The 25448-nt window shown below is 59.7% G+C and carries 21 protein-coding genes; 15 read left to right on the top strand and 6 right to left on the bottom strand.

Annotated elements, in window-relative coordinates; translation table 11 throughout:
- Positions 1–45: 45 nt before the first annotated feature.
- Positions 46–1107, top strand: coding sequence for an FUSC family protein (locus tag E3O56_RS11720; RefSeq protein WP_248128289.1), 1062 nt, complete (start codon positions 46–48; stop codon positions 1105–1107).
- A 76-nt stretch (positions 1108–1183) separates the two neighbouring features.
- On the opposite strand, the gene E3O56_RS11715 is transcribed toward E3O56_RS11720, so the two are convergent.
- Both E3O56_RS11715 and E3O56_RS11710 read right to left on the bottom strand, forming a co-directional pair.
- Positions 1184–5032: a hypothetical protein gene (locus E3O56_RS11715; protein WP_248128287.1), complete on the bottom strand. Its 3849-nt coding sequence runs from the start codon at positions 5030–5032 to the stop codon at positions 1184–1186.
- A 323-nt stretch (positions 5033–5355) separates the two neighbouring features.
- Entirely contained in the window at positions 5356–6087 is a 732-nt protein-coding gene (locus E3O56_RS11710; RefSeq protein ID WP_014718925.1) for a TetR/AcrR family transcriptional regulator, read from the bottom strand.
- A gap of 357 nt (positions 6088–6444) precedes the next feature.
- Here E3O56_RS11710 and E3O56_RS11705 point away from each other — a divergent pair, with 357 nt between their 5' ends.
- Genes E3O56_RS11705 through E3O56_RS11690 form a run of 4 tightly spaced genes read left to right on the top strand, consistent with a single transcriptional unit; the run spans position 6445 to position 11062 of the window.
- Positions 6445–7152, top strand: coding sequence for an ABC transporter ATP-binding protein (locus E3O56_RS11705; protein WP_078821672.1), 708 nt, complete (start codon positions 6445–6447; stop codon positions 7150–7152).
- Positions 7149–8348: an ABC transporter permease gene (locus tag E3O56_RS11700; protein ID WP_032880604.1), complete on the top strand. Its 1200-nt coding sequence runs from the start codon at positions 7149–7151 to the stop codon at positions 8346–8348. The genes E3O56_RS11705 and E3O56_RS11700 overlap by 4 nt, the downstream gene beginning before the upstream one ends.
- The gene (locus tag E3O56_RS11695; RefSeq protein ID WP_248128286.1) at positions 8341–9819 is read left to right on the top strand and encodes a TolC family protein; all 1479 of its coding nucleotides are present in this window, start codon (positions 8341–8343) and stop codon (positions 9817–9819) included. The genes E3O56_RS11700 and E3O56_RS11695 overlap by 8 nt, the downstream gene beginning before the upstream one ends.
- Entirely contained in the window at positions 9809–11062 is a 1254-nt protein-coding gene (locus tag E3O56_RS11690) for an HlyD family efflux transporter periplasmic adaptor subunit (protein ID WP_248128284.1), read from the top strand. The genes E3O56_RS11695 and E3O56_RS11690 overlap by 11 nt, the downstream gene beginning before the upstream one ends.
- A 168-nt stretch (positions 11063–11230) precedes the next feature.
- Here the strand turns inward: E3O56_RS11690 and E3O56_RS11685 are convergent, their stop codons facing one another.
- Entirely contained in the window at positions 11231–12625 is a 1395-nt protein-coding gene (locus tag E3O56_RS11685) for an FAD/NAD(P)-binding protein (protein ID WP_248128282.1), read from the bottom strand.
- A gap of 246 nt (positions 12626–12871) precedes the next feature.
- Between E3O56_RS11685 and E3O56_RS11680 the strand changes: the two genes are divergently transcribed.
- Complete coding sequence (locus tag E3O56_RS11680; RefSeq protein ID WP_248128281.1) at positions 12872–13777, top strand: hypothetical protein; 906 nt, start codon at positions 12872–12874, stop codon at positions 13775–13777.
- A gap of 285 nt (positions 13778–14062) precedes the next feature.
- Here E3O56_RS11680 and E3O56_RS11675 read toward each other — a convergent pair whose 3' ends face one another.
- A complete protein-coding gene (locus tag E3O56_RS11675; protein WP_248128279.1) occupies positions 14063–14626 on the bottom strand; it encodes an XRE family transcriptional regulator in 564 nt (187 codons plus the stop codon).
- A gap of 92 nt (positions 14627–14718) precedes the next feature.
- On the opposite strand from E3O56_RS11675, the gene E3O56_RS11670 reads away from it, so the two are divergent.
- The 7 genes from E3O56_RS11670 to E3O56_RS11640 all read left to right on the top strand — a co-directional run bounded on the left by E3O56_RS11670 (position 14719) and on the right by E3O56_RS11640 (position 21892).
- The gene (locus E3O56_RS11670) at positions 14719–15648 is read left to right on the top strand and encodes a DMT family transporter (protein WP_103734484.1); all 930 of its coding nucleotides are present in this window, start codon (positions 14719–14721) and stop codon (positions 15646–15648) included.
- Between the two features lie 204 nt (positions 15649–15852).
- On the top strand, positions 15853–18774 hold the full coding sequence (locus E3O56_RS11665; protein WP_078821677.1) for a monovalent cation/H+ antiporter subunit A: 2922 nt from the start codon (positions 15853–15855) through the stop codon (positions 18772–18774).
- Positions 18774–19118, top strand: coding sequence for a Na+/H+ antiporter subunit C (locus E3O56_RS11660; RefSeq protein WP_005789164.1), 345 nt, complete (start codon positions 18774–18776; stop codon positions 19116–19118). Before E3O56_RS11665 ends, E3O56_RS11660 begins: the two co-directional genes overlap by 1 nt.
- On the top strand, positions 19115–20797 hold the full coding sequence (locus E3O56_RS11655; RefSeq protein ID WP_103734482.1) for a monovalent cation/H+ antiporter subunit D: 1683 nt from the start codon (positions 19115–19117) through the stop codon (positions 20795–20797). The genes E3O56_RS11660 and E3O56_RS11655 overlap by 4 nt, the downstream gene beginning before the upstream one ends.
- A complete protein-coding gene (locus E3O56_RS11650) occupies positions 20794–21282 on the top strand; it encodes a Na+/H+ antiporter subunit E (protein WP_194438605.1) in 489 nt (162 codons plus the stop codon). Before E3O56_RS11655 ends, E3O56_RS11650 begins: the two co-directional genes overlap by 4 nt.
- A complete protein-coding gene (locus E3O56_RS11645) occupies positions 21279–21557 on the top strand; it encodes a K+/H+ antiporter subunit F (protein WP_032880591.1) in 279 nt (92 codons plus the stop codon). Before E3O56_RS11650 ends, E3O56_RS11645 begins: the two co-directional genes overlap by 4 nt.
- Positions 21554–21892 (top strand): Na+/H+ antiporter subunit G, encoded by a 339-nt coding sequence (locus E3O56_RS11640; RefSeq protein WP_122733446.1) that lies wholly within the window; start codon positions 21554–21556, stop codon positions 21890–21892. The genes E3O56_RS11645 and E3O56_RS11640 overlap by 4 nt, the downstream gene beginning before the upstream one ends.
- A 125-nt stretch (positions 21893–22017) precedes the next feature.
- On the opposite strand, the gene E3O56_RS11635 is transcribed toward E3O56_RS11640, so the two are convergent.
- Positions 22018–22476 (bottom strand): HIT family protein, encoded by a 459-nt coding sequence (locus E3O56_RS11635; protein ID WP_248128354.1) that lies wholly within the window; start codon positions 22474–22476, stop codon positions 22018–22020.
- 141 nt (positions 22477–22617) lie between these two features.
- On the opposite strand from E3O56_RS11635, the gene E3O56_RS11630 reads away from it, so the two are divergent.
- A complete protein-coding gene (locus E3O56_RS11630) occupies positions 22618–23313 on the top strand; it encodes a peptidase E (RefSeq protein ID WP_248128278.1) in 696 nt (231 codons plus the stop codon).
- A gap of 267 nt (positions 23314–23580) precedes the next feature.
- Positions 23581–23916 (top strand): DUF6124 family protein, encoded by a 336-nt coding sequence (locus E3O56_RS11625; RefSeq protein ID WP_228308588.1) that lies wholly within the window; start codon positions 23581–23583, stop codon positions 23914–23916.
- Positions 23917–24049: 133 nt separating this feature from the next.
- Here E3O56_RS11625 and cysS read toward each other — a convergent pair whose 3' ends face one another.
- Positions 24050–25438 carry a cysteine--tRNA ligase gene (gene cysS, locus E3O56_RS11620; RefSeq protein WP_078821682.1) on the bottom strand — a complete coding sequence of 463 codons (1389 nt, stop codon included), beginning with the start codon at positions 25436–25438 and terminating at the stop codon, positions 24050–24052.
- Positions 25439–25448 lie beyond the last annotated feature (10 nt).

Raw genomic sequence — 25448 nt, 5'->3', positions numbered from 1 at the left:
CATTTGATCGAGCACATTCATACATTTGAGGCCACTTTAAGACTGATGAACCTGCCTTTCTTTGCCCGGCGCCTGCTGCGCCCCTTGCTCGACCCCTACCGCCGCTTTCGTCATGCCAAGCTGATCCACGCCGCGCGCGTGTCGGTGGGGTTGCTGGCAACCATCCTGCTGACCACCGGCCTCAACCTGCCCCACGGTGAATGGGCGTCGGTGACCATGCTGATCGTGATCGGCGGGTTGCAGCACCACGGCAATATCGGCAAGAAAGCCGTCGAGCGCGCCTACGGCACCTTGATCGGCGCCAGCGTCGGCTTGCTGCTGGTGGTGCAGCAGGCTTACTTCGGCCTGCCGTTGCTCACCTACCTGTTCATGTCGGTGGTGTGCGGGTTCTTTTCCTATCACGCCATCGGCAAAGGCGGCTATATCGCACTGCTCTCGGCGATCACGGTGTTTATCGTCGCCGGCCACGGCGATAACCCTATCTCCGATGGATTGTGGCGCACCGTCGATATCCTGATCGGCATTGTGCTGGCCCTGGCGTTTTCCTTTGCCTTGCCGTTGTACGCCGTGTATTCGTGGCGCTACAACCTGGCCAGCGCCCTGCGTGACTGCGCGCAGATTTATAGCCGGATCATCAATAGCCAATCGATAACTGACGATGAACACCTCAAGCTACTCAACCGCTTGAACGGGGCGATGGTGCAACTGCGCTCGTTGATGCCGTCGGTGTCCAAGGAAGTGCGGATTTCCATGACTGAACTGGATGCGATCCAGCGGCACCTGCGCCTGTGCATCAGCACCCTGGAGATTCTGGGCAATACCCGGCCGGACCCGCGCGACGAGCAGGCCACGGCGCGGATGCGGGTGATGTTGAAGGCCGAACATCGGCAGATTCGGGTGCAGTTGGTGGGGATGGCGCGGGCGTTGAAGTCGGGGGTGACGGAGCGGTTGGAGCGCAGCGGTCATATGGATGGCAGTAAACCAACACTGGATACGCCAGTGTACAGCGCGCTGGATGGGTATCGGTTGTTGACCGTGCAACTGGCAGCCAACATTGACGGCATGCGTCAACGTTTGGCGAAGACTTCCGGCGCCTGGAAAATTTGAAGGCACAGGAGTAAATTGAAAACGGGGCAGCCAACGACTAAAAAACTGACTGCCCCATTACGGCCAGCAAATGATCTTATTGGAGACCTACTCCGAGCAGACCGTTATTACCTACCCACTGTTTGTAAATACCTTCTGCTCCCGTGTAGATATTCCTCCCGTACCAATAATCAAAAAACAGCAAGTTGTGACTCCACGTACTGGACCAATAGTTCCCATTCCCCATGGGCCAACGACTGCCATACGCGTTGCTCAATTGACGCATTTCATCAAGAGACGCCAGGCGAACGCCTCGACTGCTGGCCCTGGCGTTAATATCCGTTTTGGTGCCTCCTCCTAAGCCATAAACCCACACGACACCGTTGACATAGACGGTATAGCTCCTTGTTTGCACCGGTACTGAGGAGTCGCGCACTGTGATCGTCGACCATCCGTTCCCCCTTACCGTGACATAGCCATTGCCGTCCACAACTGCCACGCCAGTGTTGCTTGATGAGTAGTAGTAATTGGCTGTACCACCGGATGCGCGCCGTGAGAACGAGTTTCCGGAATTAAATGTCGGCAGGACATTTCGGTGTTCGGCAAGCAGGTAAGTCCGGCCGTTCAAGGTGACCGCAGACTGATCGAAATTCAGCGGCGACGTCAGTCGAATGTAGTACTGCGTGGACGGGAACGCGATTGCATCACTGCGCTCGCCATCGACTTTGTAGCTGACCGCCAACGTGATCGTGACCACACTGTTATTCGGCAGGCCCAATAGCCAGGCACGTGAGATCAACTTGTCGCGCAGGCCATTGGCGGCCTCTGCGTCGCTGATCGGATAGCCCGTCAAAATGTCCTGCGTAACAGCCCCAGGGCTGGAAACCGACGCCCACACTTTCTGTCCTGGAGCGCTCAAACGCCATTTGGCAACGGCCATCCTTCCGTCACTGGTGAATGTGGGCGGGTTAAGGCTTCCACCATGGGCCACTCCATTAATGAGAGCACGCGGCAAGTTGGCAGACGCAATAGTCCCAAACGTGACTTTCTGCTCATCGGATGTACCCTTGCCCCCTCTGGCCAACTCGGCGATGTATTGTAAATGAACGGTACTGTTCACACTCCTGGCCACCAGGTCATTGGGAATGTTGAAGGTAACCGTCCCACCATCCAATCCATCCAGTGGCCCTAAATCAATCGTCAATCCATCTTCCAAGACCCAGTGGAGCGTGACCTGGTCAGTCCCGCCCACGTTCATGTTGGGATAGCTCACCAGCACTTGGCATTTGTTTTCGACTGTCAGTGGGTAGACCGACACTTCCGGCCCGCTGGCAGGCGTCGAGTCCTTGATCTCAGGATGAGGGAATACGTTCGGTTGGTCCTGGACCACGTGATGACGAACGCCGAACAGCACCGCATTGTCCCGCAGCGTACTGTGGTCGAACGTCACCCAAAAGCTGATCGTCAGCACGGACCAGTCTTGCAGGCGACGCAAACGACCTACTGGTGCGAATGCCGAAGGGCCATAGTCGACATCCGCCTCGACGACCTCACGACCAACAAAAGTCGACTCCTCATAGGCATCTCCCGTGTCGAGCGTGCCCGAATAGTGCAACCACATGCGTTGACCCACTGCGGCATACATATAGGGCGGCACCCGAGTCATGTCCAGATCGTCCAGCAACGTCTTTTGCAACACGCTGTTGTCACCGATGCTGTCGATCAACGGGCCAGGCAAGTGGTACAGAGAGAGTAAATGCACTACCAGTGTCGGTGACGACGTAGCAAACCCATTACGGATCACCTTGAAGAACACTTCGATGTCACGGCCATCAGGGTGGATGTTGTAGCCGATGGCTTCGACCGGGATGGTGAAGTCGATAGAGTCGCCGGTCTGTCCCTCCTTGATTTCCGAATAGCTGCCTATTCCTTGCAGCCCCGTCCAGTGAACCTCGACTTTGTCGGCCGGCTTGATGAACTCATAACGCACCCGCACCGTGGCACCCTCCGGCCATGTCTGCATCGGGTCGAGTTCATGGGTGTCGGGGTTGGCTTGCAGCACTTCGGGCATGAACAGTTCGCCCAGTGCGGTACCAATGGTCACTATCGCGTCCTCGGAGTACTGGAAGACGCCAAAACGGTCAATCAGAAAACTGGCAGTGAGCGTGCCATCCAAGTTGTCATTAAAGAGCTGTTTTGGAATATCGATTAAAAGTGGGTTGCCCGCCAAAAACAGTGGATATTCATACTGCACTTCTCCGCTGGCAGAACCCGTATATTTGATGACGATCAGGTCGCCCTGTTTGAAGTCCGCACGCAACTCCAGCGTCCCCACACTGCCAACCAGGGCCGGATCAATGTTGCCATTGATGGCATCCTGGAACACGGGGGCCTGCAGCGTGCGCGGCGGGCGTCCTATTTGTACCCAGCGGCGCTCCGACTCTCGGATTCCCAGCGCACCGGTGACGATGTAATGCACGTTGGTGTCGCGTAAACCTTCAAAACGCATGTATTCGCCATTGAGAAAGTCTCGTGTGCGGACATGCGAGCCGGCCAGGCGCGAGGACGACACCAGTTCCGAGGAGTTGTCCAAGTGATAACCCTGGATGCGAACCGTCAGATCGTCCCCCGGGCTGCCCGGCGGTTGGTAGTCCGGCATTTCCACCGTAATGAGCGGCAAGCCCGGCTCGATGAATGGCCCATGGGCCTGCCGAACCAGGGGCCTGGGCAACTCAAAACGCCGGCCGGCCACGGTAACTGTGGTCTTCCTGGAGGGCAGATCGTCTTCACCGTCTCTTTCCCGCACATACGAGACCGTGAGGGTGCTTTGGATAAGGGAACGGACCAACTCGTTGCGGATGGGGAATTCGTAATACTGGGGAATCCTGACGACTTCTTGCCGTAAGGATTCGGTCACATACTCACCCGTCGGAGTCGTGCCGTGTACGGTGAGCAAGATAAAGTCACCCACACGAAAATGAGGGCTGTTACGCGGCACATCCACTTCAGCATGTGCTGGCGCCTGACCCAACGCATCGGCGTCCAGGACCATCGTAAGTTCATCCGCTTCGACTATAAACGGCTCCGGCAGCAGCGACGTCGCCAGGTCGACCTCTACGGGTACCGGTTTGCACCACGGCTGCAACTCACCCGAGCGATTGCGCACCTCGTCATACAGATAAAACTGCACGACAAAATGTCCCGATTTGGCCGCAGCGATGAATTCAGGAGTAATCAAGAACGTCAGGTCAGAGCCCACTTGGTCAGCTGTAACAGGGGGTAGATCAAAACGATGCTCTCCCCAGTAGAACATCACCAGGTCGTTGACTCGCATGCACTCCCATGCCCGAATCGTTGCAGTAACGCCCCTGGCCGCGACGACAGCGTCAATTAACGTATGCGAAAGGGTCAGCACCAGTTTGGAGTGCCAGTTTTCATGAGGACGATCGTCGGCCCCTCCGGGACGGGTGTCCTTGATAAACACAATTTGGCGCGGTGAGGTACTGAGTTGAGTGCTCCCCACACGCTCGACCTCGCCGTAGACATCGTCCACAAAGCCCAGTGGCACTTTGCTGCGAGGAATGTTCAGGAAGAACCGCGCGTTAGTAGTCTCGTCAGGCTTGACGGTATCCTCTCCCAGCACCAAGTCCCCCTTCTTGAACCGAAAGATGTCGCCCGCTGAAAGAGGCGTCCAGCGCTCAAAGACGATGTCCAGCCCCTCTTCGACATGACGAATGCCCAAACCATAGGAGGCCCCCTCTACCGGTATGACCTGTGGAGGAGAGGAATAGGGGGAATCCAAATCCTCAACAACGGTAAATCCGGGGCGGGTGTTCGATGGTTTCACCACGGCAGGTGGCTTTTTTACCGGAGTAGGTCTGGTGGGGGCTGACTGGGCTTCGGGGTTCGCGGTTGCTGATTCAGACGCTGGAGGTTTGGCAGGCATTATCTTTCTCCGGGTTAAAGCCCGTGCAGGCCTGCACGAGTCATGGAGAAATCACACGCCCGATCTCCCATCACGTCTAGCTGTCAGAATTGACAGTGGCGACGAGTGGCGGCGCATCGCTCAAAAGTGCCGTTAATACAATGTCCGCACATTCACACTTCTTCTTACATATTTTTCACGTTTTATTCACAAGCCGAAACGTAGTGTGAAGCCTCATCCGTTACAAACGTTGCATATCAAGCCCGCCGCCCCAGCGGGCTTTTTTTTGCCTGTCTTTTGGTGCTGGAAAACGCCCCGCTTTTGTAGGGGTTTGGGGATTGGCTTCAGCGTGTGGCTTGTTCGCGAATGGCGCGCTGGGTATCCAGCACCTTCGCCAACGCCGTTTCAGCCTCTGCACTCTGCTGCGGCACCCGAATCGCCGCCGACACCAGCGTGATCAGCTTGGCCATCACCTCGGCATCCGTGGCCGGGCGGCCCAGGCTCATGGAGTTCATCAGCAGGCGCAGTTCGGTGCCGGCCATGACCCCGGAAATGGCCTTGAGGGCAAATTGCAGGCGTACGCCCAGCTCATTGCGCGGCAGGTCTGGCAGTGCCAGGGCGAAGGCTTCGAAGAAGCGCTGGAACACCGGCTGGTAATGCACCTTGAGGTATTCCTGGATAAACGGCGAGGTGTCGCTGTAAACCCGGCCAAGGAAGCGAATGAACGAGCGCCCTTCCCCGCTGGCCGGGTCGCTGCGTTCCAGGCCCATGGCCGGGGCGAACAGCACGCCGAGCAGCGTGTCGCAATCCAGCGGGCCGTCGGATTCGGCTTCACAGCGCGCCAGCAGTTCCAGGCGCTGCTCGTTGAGCGGCTCCAGGCGTTGCATCAGCAAGGTTTTCATCAGGGAGTCCTTGTCCCCGAAGTGGTAGTTCACCGCCGCCAGGTTGACCTGGGCGCGTTCGGTTATCTGGCGTAGCAACACGGCGTCGTAGCCGTACTTGATGAAGAGGGCCTCTGTCGCATCCAGCAATCGAGTCTTGGTAACGTTTGGAGCGCTGAGTTTCTTCGCGACCATAAGGGTTCCACGGCGGAAATATTGTTTTAAAAAATAATTTGATTTTTTTATACCGGGGCGGCCCGGCGAAAGCAAGTAGTGACACTCCGCCATATCACTAAAAGCCTGTATAACCGGGCTATCGAGACCTATTGAAAGGATTTCTACCGGTCCGAAACCTGCATTCGGCAGAACGTTTCAAAGGGTAAAACCGCTCTACATCCATGGCTGGCGAAGCAGATTGAACGCAGGTACTATTCAAACAATATTTTAAAAACAAGAAATAAAACCAGTCCGTGACGCGTACAGGCAGCTCCCGAACTTGTTACAAGGATTTTCCGGGGGCATGGCAGTACCGTCGTGACTGCAGGCGTAGTCATGATGACAGACACCCCCACGCAACCCGGCTTGATCTCCCTGCAAGGCATCGGCAAGCGTTATCAGCTCGCCGGGCAGGAGCTGAGCATTCTCAATGACGTGTGCCTGTCCATCGCTCGCGGTGACAGCTGCGGCATCCTCGGTGCCTCCGGTTCCGGCAAAAGCACCCTGCTCAACATTCTCGGCCTGCTGGACCTGCCCAACTGCGGCCAGTACCACTTTGCCGGTCACGATATTTTCAATGCCACGCCCGACGAACTGGCCGCGATCCGCAACCAGCAGATCGGTTTTGTGTTCCAGAGCTTCAACCTGCTGCCCCGCCTGAGCGCCCTGGACAACGTCGCGCTGCCCTTAAGTTATCGCGGCGTATCGCGGCATGAATCGGTGGAACAGGCCCAGCGTATGCTCGATCAAGTCGGCCTGGCCGAGCGCGCCCACCATCGCCCGGCCGACCTCTCCGGCGGCCAGCGTCAGCGCGTCGCCATTGCCCGCGCACTGGTCGGCAAACCCTCGGTGATCCTCGCCGACGAACCCACCGGCAACCTCGACAGCACCACCGCACAGGAAATCATGGACCTGCTGCTGAGCCTCAACCGTGAGCAGCAGGTGACGCTGATCATCGTCACCCACGACGCCCACATTGCCGAGCGCCTGGAGCGCAAGATCCTGGTGCGCAACGGTGTGGTGCACGAGGCCGAGCGCCCATGAGCCTGCGGGTCGAGCAGAGCCTCAGCCAACTGCTGCATGAAGCCTTGATCAGCCTGCGCACCCTGGGCAAACGTTCGATCCTGGCGCTGCTGGGCATTGTGATCGGCAGCTCCTCGGTAGTGGCGCTGATCAATATCGGCCACAACGCGGCAGTGGATGCCGCGATGATCTTCAAGGACATGGGCACCGATACCCTCATCGCCCAGTTCCCGCCCAAGGGCAGCAGCAATGTGCCGATGCGTACCCAACTCGACCTCGACGCCGTACGCCTGGCCGTACCGGGCATTGCCCATATCGGCGCGCTCAGCCTGTTCAGCGGGCCCATCGTGTTTCATGGGCGCACCACCAATGCCAACCTGGTCGGCAGCACGCCGGGTATACAGGCCGCCATGCGCCTGGCCGTGCGCGAGGGGCGCTTCCTGTCGGCCTTCGACGCCAGCGAAACTTTCGCTGTGATTGGTGACCCACTTGCCCAGGCCCTCAGTGCGCCGGGCGACCCACTGCAACTGGGCGACCGCGTGCGCATCAACGACTACCTGTTTCTGATCGTGGGCATCCTGCACGACCAGCCCCGGGCCATGCTGATGCCAGTGCAGGCCAACGAGTCGTTGTTTATTCCGGCCGAAGGTATGCGCCGCATCTATGCCACCCCGCAGATCAGCAATGTGATCATCCGTGCGGCGCCAGGGCAGGACATGGAGCGTATCGCGAGGGACGCCACCGCTGCGCTGCAACCCCAACTCAGCGACCACGACGTCAATATCACGGTGCCCCAGCAGATGATCGACGGCATGACGCGCCAAAGTCGCACCTTCGCCTACCTGCTGTTGGCCCTTGGCGCGATTTCCCTGGTGGGCGGCGGTGTCGGGGTGATGAACGTGATGCTGATGAATGTCTCGGAGCGCCGCCGCGAGATCGGCATACGCATGGCCCTGGGCGCACGCCAGCGCGATATCCGCAACCTGTTCCTGCTCGAAGCCGTCACGCTCACCGCCGTGGGTGCGCTGTGCGGTGCGGTGCTGGGCATGACCGCCGCCTGGCTGTATGCGTGGCTGTCGGGCTGGGCATTTGCCCTGGCGGTGGCCGCCCTGCCCCTGGGGGTGGGCAGTACGTTACTGGTAGGTTTGTTCTTTGGCATCTACCCGGCGGTCTCGGCCTCGCGGTTACAGCCGGTGGAGGCCCTGCGCGATGAATAAGTGCGGGCTGCTCCTTCTGCTGATCAGCCTGCCGGGCATGACTGCCGAGATGGTTATCAACCCTTCGGCGCCCAGCAGTACCCGCAGCGGCTACGAGCGTAGCGTCTCGCTGAACGCCCAGGCTACAACCATGACCCTTGGCGACGCGGTGTACCTGGGCCTGCGTAATAACCCGGCGATTCGCAGCGCCTACCTGCAACGAGTGGCGCAGAAGTTCGATCTGCGCGTGGCCGAAGATGTGTTCAACCCCAAGCTCACCCTCAACAGCTATTACCGCAGCACCCGCGGCTCCCAAGACAATGCGCGCAACGCCAACGTCGCGCCCACCAGCAGCCTGCTCGGCGAATACGGCACGCGCTTGAGCATGGCCTGGACCCAGCAGTTGAACAACGCCAACCGCGCCGGCCGTTACCGCAGCGACGGGCTCGACCTGGCGATCATCCAACCGCTGATGCGCGGCGCCGGCTGGGACGCCACCACCGCGCCGCTGCGCCTGTCGCGCCTGGCCGAGCAGGCCAACCGCCTGAACCTCAAGGCCACCGTGGCGCAAACCATCAGCCAGATCATCGCCACCTACCGCGAACTGCTGCGTGCCCAGGAACAACTGGTGATCGTGCAGGACGCGCTCAAGCGCTCCAACACCTTGCTGGACGTGAACAAGGCACTGATCAGCGCCGGGCGCATGGCCGAGTTCGAGATCGTGCAAACCGAAGCCGACATCGCCACCCAGCAGTTGGGCGTGGAAGAAGCTCGCAATCAACTGGACACCAGCCGCCTGGCCTTGCTGCGCCTGCTGGCGCTGGACCTGTCGACACCAGTGCGCGCCACCGAAGCCCTGGAGGCCAACCCCATGGAAATTGACCAACGCCAAGCCTTCAACCTGGCGCAAAACCAGCAACCGGAATACCTCGCCGCCCTGCTCGGTAGCCAACAGGCCGACCTCAACCTGGTGATCGCCAAGGACTCCGGGCGCTGGCAAGTGGACCTGGTCGCCGGCGCCAACCAGGTGCGCGCCGCCACCGACAACAACAACGGCCATGACAATAACCGTACCTGGGACAGCTACGCCGGGGTGCAGGTGCAGATCCCCATTGGCGACATCAGCACGCGCCAGGCCGAAGTACGTGCGCGAGTGAACGTCGAGGACCAGGAAATCCGCATTACCGATGCGCGCCAGGAGCTGGAGCGCAACGTCAACAACGTGGTGCGTGACCTCGGCACCCGCTGGCGCCAATATGAAATTTCCAAGCGTGCCGTGGAGTTGTCACGGCGCAAGATCGAAATCGAACGGGAAAAACTCAGTGCCGGACGCTCCACTAACTTCCAGGTATTGAGCTTCGAAACCGACCTGCGCAACGCCGAAAATGCCCAGCTCAACGCGCTGATCGCTTATTTGAACGCCCAGACTCAACTCGACCTGACCCTGGGCATGACGCTGGAAAGTTGGGAAATCGCCCTCAATGACTACTAATCAAAAACGCTTGCTCGCCGTTGCCCTAATCGTGTTGTTAGCCGGCGCGGCCATCGGTCTGTTCAGCCAGCGCAGCGGTGCCGAGCAGGCCAGCACCGCCGAGCAGTGGCTGGCGGTAAAACCCGACCCGCTGGTGCACCAGATCGGCCTGGTGGGCAAGATCGAGCCCGACACTACCGTCACCCTCACGGCGCCGTTCGACGGCAACGTGTTGGCCAACCTGGTCGAACAAGGCCAGCGCGTCGAGGCCGGCCAGGTGCTGTTGCGCATGGACCCGGCGACTCTTGAAGTGCAGTTGCGCGACGCCCTTTCCGCCCAGCTCAAGGCCCGGCGTGCCGTACAGGAAATGCAGGACTGGGACAGCAGCCCCGCCGTCAGCCGCGCTCGTCGTAGTTTACGCACCGCCGAAATGACCGCCGGCAATACCCAGCGCAAACTTACCGAGAGTGAAAACCTGTTCAAACGCGGCATCATTCCGCGCAACGAACTGGACGATCTCAAGCAGCAAACCCAACAGCAGCAACTCGACCTGGCAGCGGCGCGCGGCGAACTGCAACAGGCCCAGGACCAAGGCAGAGGCGAATACCGACAGATTGCCGAAATGGAGCTGACCAATGCCACGGTGAAATACGAAGCCTTGCAAAAACTCCTTGAAGGCAAGGAGGTCAAGGCACCGTTCTCCGGCATCGTAGTGCCCGCGCCCGGCAGCAGCAACACCGCCCAAGGGGGTGGCAACAACAACGCGCCGGTGCAGGCCGGCAGCAAGGTCAGCCAGGGCCAAGTGCTGTTTGGCCTGGCCAATATCGAGCGGCTGAAAATCGTCGCCAAGGTCTCCGAGCTGGACATCAACCAGTTGCACCAGGGCCAGGCGGTGGAAGTAATGGGCGATGGCTTCGACGGCGAACGGCTGACCGGCTCGGTCAGCGTGGTCAGTGGCTTGGCCATCGCCAGCGACAACCAGGGCAGCGCGCAATTTCCGGTGACCCTGTCGATCCCCAAGCTGACGCCGCAGCAGTTGCAACGGGTGCGTCTGGGCATGAGTGCGCGGCTGACCATCGTGACCTACAACAATGACCAGGCGCTCGTGATTCCCAGTCAGGCGATCCAGGCCGACATGACAGTGGAGTATCGGCCAGCGATGGATAAACCGGTCGAGCGGGTGAAAGTCACCACCGGGCAATCGACGCCCCAGGGCGTTGAGGTATTCGGACTCAAGCCAGGCTTTGTGAAAACCTCAAGATAAGCGCAGATCAACCTGTGGGAGGGGGCTTGCTCCCGATAGCAGTGCATCAGCCACAAATGTATTTACTGACACGCCCTCATCGGGAGCAAGCCCCCTCCCACATTTGATTTTCGTTGCTTTGAGCATTGACGTTCACTTCGCGGATCAGGGCTTGCTCACCTCCCCCATTTAGATCTGTGTGAGCTTGGTTGCCAGTGCCTTGGCCTGGAGCGCCACATCCGTCACCGCCGTACTCTCCCACCACATGCCCCGCAACGGCGGCCCCATGGCAAACAGTCGCTGGCTGGCATGGCCCTGGGCATCCAGCACCGCGCCGGCTGCATCCGCCGCAATCCCCAACGCCAAAGGCCCAGGCCGGATCAACCCACGCTTGAGCAGTTGTTGCGGCAATGGCCGGGCGACACGACGCCAGTCGTACTCGATGCCGCTGGAGTTGATCAGCGCCGCTCCCGAAACCTGTGTGACCTCCTGCCCGCCACGATAGCGCACCGCAATGGCAACGCCCTCATCCGACGGCACCAAACCCTTGAACGACGCTGCGCGAATCCGCAGCCGCTCTTCTGCCTGCAAGCGCGTCACCAACTGCGCACTCAACGGTGGCGAGCGGTGGTGATGGCTTTCCCACCATGGCCGCACATGTCGCACGAACTGGCGCTTCTGAGGCTCACTGGCCTGACTCCACAAGCGTGCGATGTGCCCGCGCACGGTGTCCAACGGCGCCTGCCAGTCGATGCCTTGCGCCAGCGCGAACTGACATTGGCGTCGCACCTCACGCAGCAATTGCCGAGGGCTGCGCAGGTTGTAATCGGCGGCCAGGAAGTCATCCCAACTTGGCGGCTGTCTGCGCACATGGGGCAACAGGCCGTGGCGCGAAAAGATCTCGATGGGACCGCGATGCCCGGCCTGTTCCAGCGACACCACGGCATCGACCATGGTCAACCCGGAGCCGATGATCAGTACCGTTGATTGCGGGTCGAGTTGGGTCATCGCTTGCACGTCCCATGGGTCCATGGCTGCGGCGTTCAAACCGCTGGACTCGGTTAGGGGCGTGCGCGCTGCCGGGAACATGCCGGTGGCCAATACCGCAAAAGTGCCACGCAGTTGCTCCCCATTATCGAGGGTCAACAGCGTGGAGGCTGCGTCGACTTGCAGGTCCACCCCTTCGGCGCGGATATGCTCGACGGTCGACGTAGACAACGCCTTGGCCTCGGCCAAGCGCTGTTGCGCGTACAGCCCGAAAATCCCGCGTGGCGGGAACAGTTCGCTGATGGGCACATGCTGCTGATCCGACTCCGGCCACCCTCCACTGCCGATGTATTCGGTGAGCCATTGGGTCAAATCGTCGGCATTGTCCGGGTCGACGCTCATGCGCGCCGCATTGCCGTTCAAGGTATGACCCAGCTCGACCGCGCTATAGGCCTCGCCCCGCCCCAGCTCAGCACGCGGCTCAATCACCAGGATGCGCCGCGTGCCCGGCAGGCGCAGCAGTTGCACGGCCAGCATCGTACCGCTCAGGCCGCCGCCGATGATCAGCACATCTGCGCTGCGGGTGTATTCACTCATGCAGGTTCGCCCTTACTGTCTGCCCAAATAAAAATGTCATGCCAATCGCCTCGCGCCAACAGTTACGCGGCACTGCCGCTCCAGACTACTTGCCCAGGATTTGCATCACACTTTGTTGCGCTGAGTCCTTAGTCACTCCCGCTATCAGAACCCAGTGAGTTATACCTGTTGCTTTTGACAGTATACGCAGCCCGGTTCAACTAATAGCCTATTCATCGCGCCCCTCCTTTCCAAAGGAAACATCAAATGAATAACCCCAATCACTCCAACGCCAAACTTATTTCGGGAACCTGTACCGCCGTGGTGGAGGGCGATGAGGACTTGAAACGTTTTGAAGGCCCCCCCGTTCACTTCTACCTGGATGAAGATCTCAACCGATGGTTCATATCAGCCCTCACTGAACCCGTGCCGTTTGGGCATCACCAACAAATCGAGCTGATTTTACCCAACGAGGGCCATGTCATAGATAAAACTTATGAGATCGTCAACGAATGGGGCGCTCAAGGAAAAGCCAATGCTTCATGGATAAAAAGGACTTCTCATACATTCCGTCCCTATACCGCCTCTAGCGGAAGTGTGAAGGTGTCCTTGGACCCCGCCAAGGAGACAGTACACCTTACTTTCCACTTTAAAGCGCAAAGTGGTACACGAATCGTCACCCTTACAAAGGGTGATATGGAAGTTGAAGGCACGACGAAACGCCGCAAGGCTAACGCAACAGGTTCAGTGACCTGCGATATCAGTGATGCCGTCAACCGGGCCTATCGGTCCATGGAGACTGCGCTCACTACCCAGCCTGCGTCAGGTAGTTTTCCAGCCCATATCAGCGTATGGTCACGAGAGTTCGTCCCAGCGCCTGATCCGCATCCGTTTGACTACAGAGTAGTCTTCAACTTCGCCGAGGGCCTTGTACCGGGCACTTATAACTTCAGTTCGGACAACAAACAGGTGCGTGCTTTTGTATTCGACCTCAATCAAAACGTCGCCTGGCCAAGCGAAAGCGGTACGATTACGCTGACCTCGATTCCTGACTTTGAAACATTAGCAGGAACGCTGTCGGGAGACTTCGACTTTGCCGGAACAGTAAGACTTGCAGATGGCCGTGAACTGCGTATAAAAGTCGGCAACGGAAAGCTGAATATCGAAAAATAGACCTGCTGTTGTTTCCAGCCCCGCAAGTTGACGTAGTTAGACTCGTGACGCACAAACCGTAGGCGCTGGTAAGCGCCTACGGTTTTAACTGCTCAGAAAGCGGTTCAGCGTTTGACTTCATACTTTGCGACAGGGGATTGCACCACGCTACCCCCTCGGGAAGTGATCATAGTCGCCAAAATCGCCGAAGCAACTCAAGACTACTGGCTGGCGAAGGGAGTAACACGTGTTTTCAGGTTTGCTCTACTGTGAAAACCCACAGGTATAAACCAGTAGACCATCCGGCTAGATCACGACATTACGAACAAATCGCACCGCCACTTCACCATCATTGCGATAGCCGTGGGATTGGCGGCTGGCGAACATATAGAACTCACCGGCCGCGACGGTTTTTTCTTGGTCGTCGAGAATCAGGGTCAATGCACCTTCATACACGAACAACTGCACACTCCAACCTTCCGGGTCCGGTTCGGGGCTGTAGCGGTCCCCAGGCTCCAGGCACATATCCCACAATTCCACTTCGCGTCGGGCGGTGGCCTTGGCGAGCAGTACTGCTTTGCTGCCTGGGGTTTCACCGGCCCACGCCAGTTCGTTGATACGACTATGGTCAGGCGCATCCGGCGCCTGAATCAAGTCGCTGAACGCCACGTCCAACGCTTCAGCCACACGGTCGAGGGTGGAGAGACTGACGTTCTTCTCCCCCGCTTCAATCGCCACCAGCATGCGCCGGCTGACCCCGGACTTTTCCGAAAGTGCAGTCTGGCTCAGGTCGGCGGCGTGGCGCAGGCGACGGACGTTCTGGCTGACGTGCTGCAGGACCGAGGCCCGTTGCGGATTTTCTTTGTGCACTATATTGCTCAATAGGTGGGTGTGCGCAGTATACTGCCCAGCGTGCGGCGCATTGTGCGGTCCGTGCCTTTCCCTTGCAAGACCGAGCCGCCATGACAGCCCCGACCTCCCCTTCGCGATTCAACCGCTTCAGCAAAGCCGAATGCATCCTGGTGGTGATCACCATGATCTGGGGCGGCACCTTCTTGCTGGTGCAACATGCCATGACCGTCAGCGGGCCGATGTTTTTTGTGGGGCTGCGCTTCGCGGCGGCGACAATTGTGGTGGGGTTCTTTTCCTTGCGCACCCTGCGCGACCTGACCCTGTTCGAATTGAAGGCCGGGGTGTTTATCGGGGTGGCGATCATGTTTGGCTACGGTTTGCAGACGATTGGCTTGCAGACCATCCTGAGCAGCCAGTCGGCGTTTATCACCGCGTTGTATGTACCGTTCGTGCCGCTGTTGCAGTGGCTGGTGCTGGGCCGTCGCCCCGGGTTGATGCCCAGCATCGGCATCATGCTGGCGTTTGCCGGGTTGATGCTGTTGACTGGCCCGGCGGGGGCTTCACTGAACTTCAGCCCAGGTGAAATCGCTACGCTGATCGGTGCCGTGGCAATAGCGGCCGAGATCATCTTGATCAGCGCATTTGCCGGCCAGGTGGATATTCGCCGGGTAACCGTGGTGCAACTGGCCACCGCTTCGGTGCTGTCGTTCATGATGGTGGTGCCCATGGGCGAGGCGTTGCCGGGCTTTTCTTGGCTGTTGCTGTTCAGCGCCGTGGGCCTGGGCTTGACCAGTGCGGTGATCCAGGTCGCGATGAATTGGGCGCAGCAGAGTGTGTCGCCAACCCGGGCGACCTTGATCTATGCCGGCGAGCCGGTGTGGGCAGGCGTGGTCGGACGAATTGCCGGGGAGCGCTTCCCGCCGATTGCAATGGTTGGGGCCGTGTTGATTGTGGTGGCGGTGATTGTGAGTGAGATGAAAACGAAGGGGCAGAAGGCAGTTGAACTCGCAGATGCCTTGGAACAGGAGCGTCAGGGATAACCTGCAAACCCTGTGGTGCCCGCTCTATCGTCATCGCGGGCAAGCCCGGCTCCCACAGGGGTTAGCGTTTCAATTCAAGGGTTTTGAACCAGTGCTAAATGAGAGGTTTCGGCCTACCTTGTAGGATCCTGCCACATCTTGCCGTTTGGTGATCGTGAAAGCGGCACGTATGATGCATCCCAAACTCCCGCAGATTAGAAGCCTATGTCCCTGATAGTTCTACTGCTTCTGCCATTCATTGGCAGCTGTCTGGCGGCCTTGCTGCCGCACAACGCACGTAATACCGAATCCCTGCTGGCCGGCCTGGTGGCATTGGTCGGCACTATTCAAGTCGCACTGCTCTACCCCCAGATCGCCCATGGTGGCGTAATACGCGAAGAATTCCTGTGGTTGCCCAGTCTTGGGCTGAACTTCGTGTTGCGCATGGACGGCTTTGCCTGGCTGTTCTCGATGCTGGTGCTCGGCATCGGCACGCTGGTGTCGTTGTATGCGCGTTATTACATGTCGCCGGACGATCCGGTGCCGCGCTTCTTTGCGTTCTTCCTCGCGTTCATGGGCGCCATGCTTGGCCTGGTGATTTCCGGCAACCTGATTCAGATCGTGTTCTTCTGGGAACTGACCAGCCTGTTCTCGTTCCTGCTGATCGGCTATTGGCACCACCGCGCCGATGCGCGGCGTGGTGCGTACATGGCGCTGATGGTCACTGGCGCCGGCGGCTTGTGCCTACTGGCCGGGGTGATGCTGCTGGGGCATATCGTCGGCAGCTATGACCTGGACCAGGTGCTGGCGGCGGGCGACCAGATTCGCGCGCACTCGCTGTACCCGGTCATGCTGGCCCTGGTGCTGATCGGCGCCTTGAGCAAAAGCGCGCAGTTCCCCTTCCACTTCTGGCTGCCCCATGCCATGGCGGCACCGACGCCTGTTTCGGCGTATCTGCATTCGGCGACGATGGTGAAGGCCGGCGTGTTCCTGCTGGCCCGCCTGTGGCCGTCGCTGTCCGGCAGCGAAGAATGGTTCTGGATCGTCGGCGGTGCCGGCGCCCTCACCCTCCTCCTCGGCGCTTACTGCGCCATGTTCCAAAACGATCTCAAGGGCTTGCTGGCCTACTCCACCATCAGCCACCTCGGGCTGATTACCCTGCTGCTGGGCCTTAACAGCCCGCTGGCCGCCGTCGCCGCAGTGTTCCATATCCTCAACCACGCCACTTTCAAGGCGTCGCTGTTCATGGCGGCGGGCATCATCGACCACGAAAGCGGCACGCGGGATATCCGCAAGCTCAGTGGCCTGGTGCGTCTGATCCCGTTTACCGCGACCCTGGCCATGGTAGCCAGTGCCTCCATGGCCGGTGTGCCGTTGCTCAATGGCTTCCTGTCCAAAGAGATGTTCTTTGCCGAAACCGTATTCATCTCGTCGACCCAATGGGTGGAAATCGCCCTGCCGGTGATTGCGACCATCGCCGGTACGTTCAGCGTGGCCTACGCCCTGCGCTTTACCGTGGATGTGTTCTTCGGCCCACCGGCTACCGACTTGCCGCACACGCCTCACGAGCCACCGCGCTGGATGCGTGCGCCGGTGGAATTGCTGGTGTTCACCTGCCTGCTGGTGGGGATTTTCCCGGCCCAGGTGGTCGGCTCGATCCTTGCCGCTGCGGCGTTGCCCGTGGTCGGTGGTGTGCTGCCCGAGTACAGCCTGGCGATCTGGCACGGCTGGAACGCGCCGATGATCATGAGCCTGGTGGCAATGACCGGCGGCGTGGTGCTGTACCTGATGCTGCGCAAGCAACTCAAGCGTGGCCGCTTCGAATACCCGCCGCTGATCGGCTATTTCAACGGCAAGCGTGGCTTCGAGCGCTGCCTGGTGGTGATGATGCGCGGTGTGCGCAGGATCGAAAAACGCATCAGCACCAAGCGCCTGCAAACCCAATTGTTCCTGCTGGTGATCGTCGCGGTGATCGGGGCCATGATCCCCATGATCAACAGTGGCCTCACATGGGGCGACCGGCCGAAGATTGCGGGCTCCATCGTCTTCGTCACCCTGTGGTTGCTGGCGATTGCCTGCGCGCTGGGCGCCGCCTGGCAAGCCAAGTATCACCGGCTGGCGGCCCTGACCATGGTCAGCGTGTGCGGCCTGATGACGTGCGTGACCTTCGTGTGGTTCTCGGCGCCGGACCTGGCCCTGACCCAATTGGTGGTGGAAGTGGTGACCACCGTGCTGATCCTGCTCGGCCTGCGCTGGCTGCCACGGCGTATCGAGGAGGTTTGGCCATTACCCAACACCTTGCGCAAGGCGCGCATTCGCCGGGTGCGCGACTTGTTGCTGTCCACTGTAGTGGGCGGCGGCATGGCGCTGTTGTCCTACGCGATGCTGACCCGCCAGACACCCAACGATATCTCCTCGTTCTACTTGAGCCGTGCCCTGCCCGAAGGCGGCGGCAGCAATGTGGTGAACGTGATGCTCGTGGACTTCCGGGGCTTCGATACGCTGGGCGAAATCACCGTGCTGGGTGCCGTGGCCTTGACCGTATATGCCTTGCTGCGACGCTTCCGCCCGTCCAAGGAAAGCATGGAGTTGCCGGCGCAACAGCGCCAATTGGCACCGGACGTGGCCACCGACCTGGTCAACCCGCGCCAGGCCAGTGACACCGCGCTGGGCTTTATGATGGTGCCGGCGGTGCTGGTGCGCCTGCTGTTGCCGATTGCGCTGGTGGTGTCGTTCTACCTGTTCCTGCGCGGTCACAACCAACCAGGCGGCGGGTTTGTCGCCGGGCTGGTGATGTCGGTAGCGTTTATCCTGCAATACATGGTGGCGGGCACCCAATGGGTCGAAGCGCAGATGAGCCTGCGGCCCATGCGCTGGATGGGCTTCGGCCTGCTGTCGGCGACCTTGACCGGCCTTGGCGCGCTGTTCGCCGGATACCCGTTCCTGACCACCCATACCTGGCATTTCCACGTGCCACTGCTCGGCGATATCCATATCGCCAGTGCGTTGTTCTTCGACATTGGCGTGTACGCCATGGTCGTGGGCTCGACGCTGCTGATGCTGACCGCCCTCGGCCACCAATCTGTGCGAGCACATAAACCGAGCAACCAGCCCAAAGTCGTTGCTGCAACCGAAGGAGCCGCCTGATGGAAGAAGTCATCGCAATTGCCATTGGGGTCCTGGCGGCCTCCGGCGTCTGGCTGGTGCTGCGGCCACGGACATTCCAGGTGGTGATGGGCCTGTGCCTGTTGTCGTACGGGGTCAATCTGTTCATTTTCAGCATGGGCAGCCTGTTTATCGGCAAGGAACCGATCATCAAGGACGGCGTGCCGCAAGACCTGCTCAACTACACCGACCCCCTGCCCCAGGCCCTGGTACTTACAGCCATCGTGATCAGCTTCGCCATGACCGCGTTGTTCCTGGTGGTGCTGCTGGCATCCCGGGGCCTGACCGGCACTGACCATGTGGATGGCCGGGAGCCCAAGGAATGACGTGGATGAATCAACTGATCGTCGCGCCGATCCTGCTGCCGCTGCTCACGGCCGGGTTGATGCTGATGCTCGGCGAAAAGCGCCGCCCACTTAAGGCCCAGATCAACCTGTTCTCCAGTGTCATCGGCCTGGGCATCGCGATCCTGCTGCTGTACTGGACGCAACAAGGCGGCCCCGGCTCGATTGGTGTGTACCTGCCGGGCAACTGGCAGGTGCCGTTCGGCATCGTGTTGGTGGTGGACCAACTGTCGGCAATGATGCTGGTGCTGACCGGGATCATCGGCGTGAGCGCGCTGCTGTTCGCGATGGCCCGCTGGGACCGTGCGGGCACTAGCTTCCATGCGCTGTTCCAGATCCAACTGATGGGTCTGTACGGCGCATTCCTCACCGCGGATTTGTTCAACCTGTTCGTGTTCTTCGAGGTGCTGCTGGCGGCGTCCTACGGCCTGATGCTGCATGGTTCGGGTCGTGCTCGGGTGTCGTCCGGCCTGCATTACATTGCGATCAACCTGCTGGCGTCGTCGCTGTTCCTGATTGGTGCGGCGATGATCTACGGCGTCACCGGCACGCTGAATTTCGCTGACCTGGCGCTGAAAATCCCGCTGGTGCCGGAGGCTGATCGCGGCCTGCTGCACGCTGGCGCAGCGATCCTGGCGACCGCGTTTCTGGCCAAGGCCGGCATGTGGCCGCTGAACTTCTGGCTGGCGCCCGCCTACTCCTCGGCCAGTGCGCCGGTGGCGGCGATGTTTGCGATCATGACCAAGGTTGGCGTGTACACCGTGCTACGCCTGTGGACCCTGCTGTTTTCCGGCCAGGCCGGCGCTTCGGCGCTGTTTGGCGGCGACTGGCTGGTGTATGGCGGCATGGCGACCATCGTCTGCGCGGCGCTGGCGATGGTGGCGGCGCAACGCCTGGAGCGCATGGCGAGCCTGAGCATTCTGGTCTCGGCCGGGATCCTGCTGTCGGCGGTAGGGTTTGCCCAGCCAAGCCTGACCGCTGGGGCATTGTTCTATCTGGTCAGCTCCACCCTGGCACTGAGTGCGCTGTTCCTGCTGGCTGAATTGATCGAGCGTTCGCGCTCGGCCAACGACCTGCCGCTTGATGAAGAGATTGATGCGCTGCCCAAGGCCATGGAGTCGCTGCATCCGCGTCCGGGTGTGAACCTGGACGATGAGCAGAAAGCCGTGGTCGGACAGGTCATCCCCTGGACCATGGCCTTTCTCGGCTTGAGCTTTATCGCCTGCGCGCTGCTGATTATCGGCATGCCGCCATTGTCGGGGTTCATCGGCAAACTCAGCCTGTTGAGTGCGCTGATCAACCCACTGGGCCTGGGCAACGCCGTGGACGAATCGATCCGTCCTGCAGCCTGGGGCCTGGTGGCGCTGCTGATTCTGTCCGGCCTGGCGTCGCTGATCGCCTTCGCCCGCCTTGGCATCCAGCGCTTCTGGACCCCGGAAGAGCGCCCATCACCGCTGTTGCGACGCTACGAGTGCGTGCCGATCTTCGTGCTGCTGGGCTTGAGCATCGCCTTGACGTTCAAGGCCGAACCCTTGATGCGCTACACCCTGGCCACCGCCAAGAGCCTGAACAACCCGGAAAGCTATGTGATGGCGGTAATGGCCACACGTCCGGTGCCGAGCCCTGAAGCCAAGGCCGCCGCGCTGGAGGTGCAACCATGAAGCGCCTGTTTCCTGCACCCTGGTTGTCGCTGGCCCTGTGGGTGTTGTGGCTGCTGCTGAACCTGTCGATCAGCCCCGGCAACCTGCTGCTGGGCGCGCTGCTGGGCTTTCTCGCGCCTTTGCTGATGGCGCCGCTGCGCCCGCAGCCGATCAGCCTGCGTCGCCCTGGCGTGATCCTGCGCCTGTTCCTGTTGGTGGGCCGCGACGTGATCGTCTCCAACCTGCAAGTGGCGTGGGGTGTACTGACCTGCGGCACACGCCCGCCGCGCTCGCGCTTCATCAAGATCCCCCTGGACCTGCACAGCCCCAACGGCCTTGCCGCGCTCTCGATGATTACCACGGTGATCCCCGGCACCATTTGGTCGGAACTGGCGCTGGACCGTAGCATCTTGCTGCTGCACGTATTCGACCTTGACGATGAAGCCCTGTTTATCCAGCACTTCAAAGCCACCTACGAGCGGCCCCTGATGGAGATCTTCGAATGAGCGCCCTGCTCTCCAATGCGATCCTGGCCAGCCTGTTCCTGTTCTCGCTGGCGATGGTGCTGACCCTGATCCGCCTGTTCAAAGGCCCGTCCGCCCAGGACCGAGTCCTGGCGCTGGACTATCTGTACATCCTGGCCATGCTGATGATGCTGGTGCTGGGTATTCGCTATGCCAGTGATACCTACTTTGAAGCGGCGCTGCTGATCGCGCTGTTCGGCTTCGTGGGCTCGTTTGCCCTGGCGAAATTCCTGCTGCGTGGGGAGGTGATTGAATGATGCCGTTATGGGTTGAAGTGATAGTGGGGGTGCTGCTGGTGCTCAGCAGTGTGTTTGCGTTGATTGGCGCGATTGGCTTGCTGCGGATGAAGGAATTTTTCCAACGCATGCACCCGCCGGCACTCGCCTCGACATTGGGCGCATGGTGCGTGGCACTGGCGTCGATTATCTATTTTTCGGTGCTCAAGTCCGGGCCGGTGTTGCATGGTTGGTTGATTCCGGTTTTGCTCGCGATCACCGTGCCGGTCACCACACTGCTGTTGGCGCGAACCGCCCTATTCCGCAAACGCATGGCCGGTGACGATGTGCCGGCTGAAGTCAGCAGCCGCCGCTGACCTCTCAGGCAGGCACATAAAAATGTGGGAGCTGGCTTGCCTGCGATGAGGTCGGATCAGTCACTGAAGAGGTTGGCTGGCCCACCGCTATCGCAGGCAAGCCAGCTCCCACAGTTGGATGGGTGCTAGGCGAAGAATCGGATTCTTGCCGCCAATTCCGCCAATTCGGCATCATCCGCCCGCACAAAATCGTGGGACGAGATGTAGCCCTCATACGCCTCGAAAAACTTCTCCACCTTCGAACTCATTGGCTTGAATGTACTGTCCTGCCCGGTCCCATGCATGGGAAACAACTTCGCATGCAGGTGGTCCACCCCATACCCTTCCAGAATCATCCCCGTACGCGCCACATCGGGAAATGCGCGGTCGATCTGTTGTGCGGTTTTCTTTGCTGCGACCGCGAGCCCTGCCAACACTTCATCCGACTGCGCAAACGCATAGCTGCCGTAATGCTGCTTTGGAATCACCACGCTGAAACCCGGTGTGTTAGGGAAGATCGACAGGAACGCCATATGCTGATCATCCTCCCACAGGATATGGGCCGGGGAAGTTTTGCGGACAATGCTGCAGAAAATACAATCCATTTGAATCACCGCCAGTTTCGTCTTGGGTTTGGTCGTGGCAACCATCTAAAGCTAGGATGGAATGAGCGTCAAACCCTACGGGCATTTTGGGAAATGTCCTAAGACCTGGGTATGCCCGCTGTGCTGAGACAGGAGTTCACCATGGATAAAAACATCATTGTCATCGGCGGCGAGTCCAGCGAAGACATGACGCGCATGACCCGCATCGACGAATATATCGTCGCTTCGTCGGGCAAAACCCAGCCCACGGTGCTCTATATCTCCACAGCCAATGGCGATGACCGTACGAAGATTGCCGACTTCACGCTCAAATACCAAAGCGCCGGCTGCACCGTTGTGCCATTGACGTTTTTCATTCCGCCTTTTCCAACCCCAGCTCATGTTGCCGCGCTGTTTGAACAGGCTGACATCATCTACGTGGCCGGCGGCAACACCCGAGCCTTGCTGGCCATCTGGCGTGAATTTGACGTGACCGCCCTTTTGAAGCAAGCCCAGGAACACGGCAAAGTGCTTTGCGGCGTCAGTGCCGGCGCCATCTGCTGGTTCGACCACGGGCATTCCGACTCAGGGGGCGTATATGCGCTGATCGACGGGCTGGGTTTTCTCCCTGGCGCGCTGTGCCCGCACTTCAGCTCAGAGGCGGGAAGAGAATCTTCGTTCGTTGAACTGGTTCGACTTAAAAACATACGCCCCGCCTACGCGCTGGATGACGGAGTTGCCCTGCATTTCAAGAACGGTGAATACCATGCGACTGTTCATAACTACACGACTGGTAGTGCATATAAACTCAGCAGCACTTCGGAGCCCATTGCAAGGAAACGCCCTACAGCTCTTTAGGGTTGCCGCTCAGAAAATGGCCGCCTAATCTTTGGCGGTCGCTGCAAATTCAGCGACCGGGTTTCGCAGCTCGGTTAAACTCTAGACGCACAGTGTCCACCTCAGATAGCGGGCGCTTTTTAATGCCTGATGTTATGGCGGCTGTGCGCGGGATACCTTCGGGTATGCCGGGTGCTAGAGTCCCGGTCTGCGAACCTGCGTACAGCTGCCACCCAAATATCGTTTCGCAGCGATGGGTGGTGACTCCAATACTCTAGGAGCTACGCCATGATTAAAGACAGTCCGAATCCACCGTCAGATTCAACCGCATTTCACACTGCCGCTCATCGAGCGATAAATCACTACCTGAACCCGTCTGAAAAATCAGAGCCATCTGCTGAGGATCATGGTTTGTTTACCGTACGTGAAGGATTAGACGTCGAGACGCTGCTGGTCAACGCGTCGGAGGATCTTGCGTCGGTTCAAGCGCTGGCAAGCCATTTGGCTTTTGAGATCGAAGGCACCCCGCGTAGCGTAGCTCTGGGAATTTGCCGGATGCTGGAAGGGATTCAGCTGATGGTGGATAAAACGCTAAAACTCAAAGACAAACCAATTCACGGATAGATCTGATCCGAAGACCGAGCAAAGTGAGCACGGTCAAAAGTGGGAGGGGGCTTGCTCCCGATGGCAGTGGGCCAGTTGCAGACGAGCTGACTGACCTACCGCCATCGGGAGCAAGCCCCCTCCCACATCTGGATCAGGCCTGATCAGCCAACCGCCACGTCGTCCCACCCTTCCCGTCTTCCAACACCACACCCATCGCGGTCAGTTGGTCACGGATACGGTCGGATTCCGCCCAGTCCTTGTTAGCCCGAGCAGCCAGACGCGCCTGAATCAACGCATCCACCTGCGCCGCATCCACACGCCCTTCAGCGCCGGCCTGCAGGAAGTCATCGGCTTCCATCTGCAACACACCCAGTACGCTGGCCAGTTCTTTGAGGCGCGCCGCCAGGCCCGCTGCCGCGTCGAGATCAGTCTCACGCAAGCGGTTGATCTCACGCACCATCTCGAACAGCACCGCGCAGGCTTCCGGCGTGCCGAAGTCGTCGTTCATGACTTCGGTAAAGCGTGCCACGAACGTTTCGCCACCAGCAGGTGCCACCGCTGGCAAGCCTTTCAACGCGTGGTAGAAACGCTCCAGGGCGCCCTTGGCGTCCTTGAGGTTGTCTTCCGAGTAGTTGATGGCGCTGCGGTAGTGGCTGGACACCAGCAGGTAACGCACCACTTCCGGGTGGTACTTTTCCAGCACGTCGCGGATGGTGAAGAAGTTGTTCAAGGACTTGGACATCTTCTCGCCATTGATGCGGATCATGCCGCAGTGCATCCAGGCGTTGGCGTAGGTCTTGCCAGTGGCGGCTTCGCTCTGGGCGATTTCGTTTTCGTGGTGCGGGAACTCCAGGTCGCTGCCGCCGCCATGAATATCGAAGGTCTCGCCCAGGCAGCAGGTGGACATTACCGAGCATTCGATGTGCCAGCCCGGACGCCCAGGGCCCCACGGCGATTCCCAGCTTGGCTCGCCGGGCTTGGTACCTTTCCACAGTACGAAGTCGAGCGGGTCCTGCTTGGCTTCGTCGACTTCGATGCGCGCGCCGATGCGCAGGTCTTCGATCTTCTTGCGCGACAGCTTGCCGTAGCCCATGAACTTGGCGACGCGGTAGTACACGTCACCATTGCCTGGGGCGTAGGCGTAACCCTTGTCGATCAGGGTCTGGATCATCGCGTGCATGCCAGGGATGTGGTCCGTGGCACGCGGTTCCATGTCCGGCTTGAGGATGTTGAGGCGCGCCTCGTCCTCGTGCATGGCAGCGATCATGCGCTCGGTCAGCGCGTCGAACGACTCGCCGTTTTCGTTGGCGCGGTTGATGATCTTGTCGTCGATGTCGGTGATGTTGCGCACATAGGTCAAGTCATAGCCGCTGAAACGCAACCAGCGGGTCACCAGGTCGAAGGCAACCATGCTGCGGCCGTGGCCGATGTGGCAGTAGTCGTACACGGTCATGCCGCACACGTACATGCGCACCTTGTTGCCATCCAGGGGCTTGAAGACTTCTTTGGTCTTGCTGAGTGTGTTGTAGATCGTTAGCACGACAGTTCCT

Origin of the sequence: Pseudomonas sp. W2Aug9 (genome assembly GCF_023127755.1) — a bacterium.
GTDB lineage: Bacteria > Pseudomonadota > Gammaproteobacteria > Pseudomonadales > Pseudomonadaceae > Aquipseudomonas > Aquipseudomonas synxantha_A.
Note: the sequence above shows the minus strand (reverse complement) of the source record. Positions and strands in the feature narration are given on the sequence as shown.

Coding starts and splice junctions, on each gene's coding strand:
- E3O56_RS11720 (WP_248128289.1), top strand. CDS start 46: ATGAACCTGCCTTTCTTTGCCCGGCGCCTGCTGCGCCCCTTGCTCGAC.
- E3O56_RS11630 (WP_248128278.1), top strand. CDS start 22,618: ATGGATAAAAACATCATTGTCATCGGCGGCGAGTCCAGCGAAGACATG.
- E3O56_RS11695 (WP_248128286.1), top strand. CDS start 8,341: ATGAATAAGTGCGGGCTGCTCCTTCTGCTGATCAGCCTGCCGGGCATG.
- E3O56_RS11705 (WP_078821672.1), top strand. CDS start 6,445: ATGATGACAGACACCCCCACGCAACCCGGCTTGATCTCCCTGCAAGGC.
- E3O56_RS11715 (WP_248128287.1), bottom strand. CDS start 5,032: ATGCCTGCCAAACCTCCAGCGTCTGAATCAGCAACCGCGAACCCCGAA.
- E3O56_RS11710 (WP_014718925.1), bottom strand. CDS start 6,087: ATGGTCGCGAAGAAACTCAGCGCTCCAAACGTTACCAAGACTCGATTG.
- E3O56_RS11640 (WP_122733446.1), top strand. CDS start 21,554: ATGATGCCGTTATGGGTTGAAGTGATAGTGGGGGTGCTGCTGGTGCTC.
- E3O56_RS11665 (WP_078821677.1), top strand. CDS start 15,853: ATGTCCCTGATAGTTCTACTGCTTCTGCCATTCATTGGCAGCTGTCTG.
- E3O56_RS11650 (WP_194438605.1), top strand. CDS start 20,794: ATGAAGCGCCTGTTTCCTGCACCCTGGTTGTCGCTGGCCCTGTGGGTG.
- E3O56_RS11625 (WP_228308588.1), top strand. CDS start 23,581: ATGATTAAAGACAGTCCGAATCCACCGTCAGATTCAACCGCATTTCAC.
- E3O56_RS11690 (WP_248128284.1), top strand. CDS start 9,809: ATGACTACTAATCAAAAACGCTTGCTCGCCGTTGCCCTAATCGTGTTG.
- E3O56_RS11660 (WP_005789164.1), top strand. CDS start 18,774: ATGGAAGAAGTCATCGCAATTGCCATTGGGGTCCTGGCGGCCTCCGGC.
- E3O56_RS11685 (WP_248128282.1), bottom strand. CDS start 12,625: ATGAGTGAATACACCCGCAGCGCAGATGTGCTGATCATCGGCGGCGGC.
- E3O56_RS11635 (WP_248128354.1), bottom strand. CDS start 22,476: ATGGATTGTATTTTCTGCAGCATTGTCCGCAAAACTTCCCCGGCCCAT.
- E3O56_RS11670 (WP_103734484.1), top strand. CDS start 14,719: ATGACAGCCCCGACCTCCCCTTCGCGATTCAACCGCTTCAGCAAAGCC.
- E3O56_RS11700 (WP_032880604.1), top strand. CDS start 7,149: ATGAGCCTGCGGGTCGAGCAGAGCCTCAGCCAACTGCTGCATGAAGCC.
- E3O56_RS11645 (WP_032880591.1), top strand. CDS start 21,279: ATGAGCGCCCTGCTCTCCAATGCGATCCTGGCCAGCCTGTTCCTGTTC.
- E3O56_RS11680 (WP_248128281.1), top strand. CDS start 12,872: ATGAATAACCCCAATCACTCCAACGCCAAACTTATTTCGGGAACCTGT.
- E3O56_RS11655 (WP_103734482.1), top strand. CDS start 19,115: ATGACGTGGATGAATCAACTGATCGTCGCGCCGATCCTGCTGCCGCTG.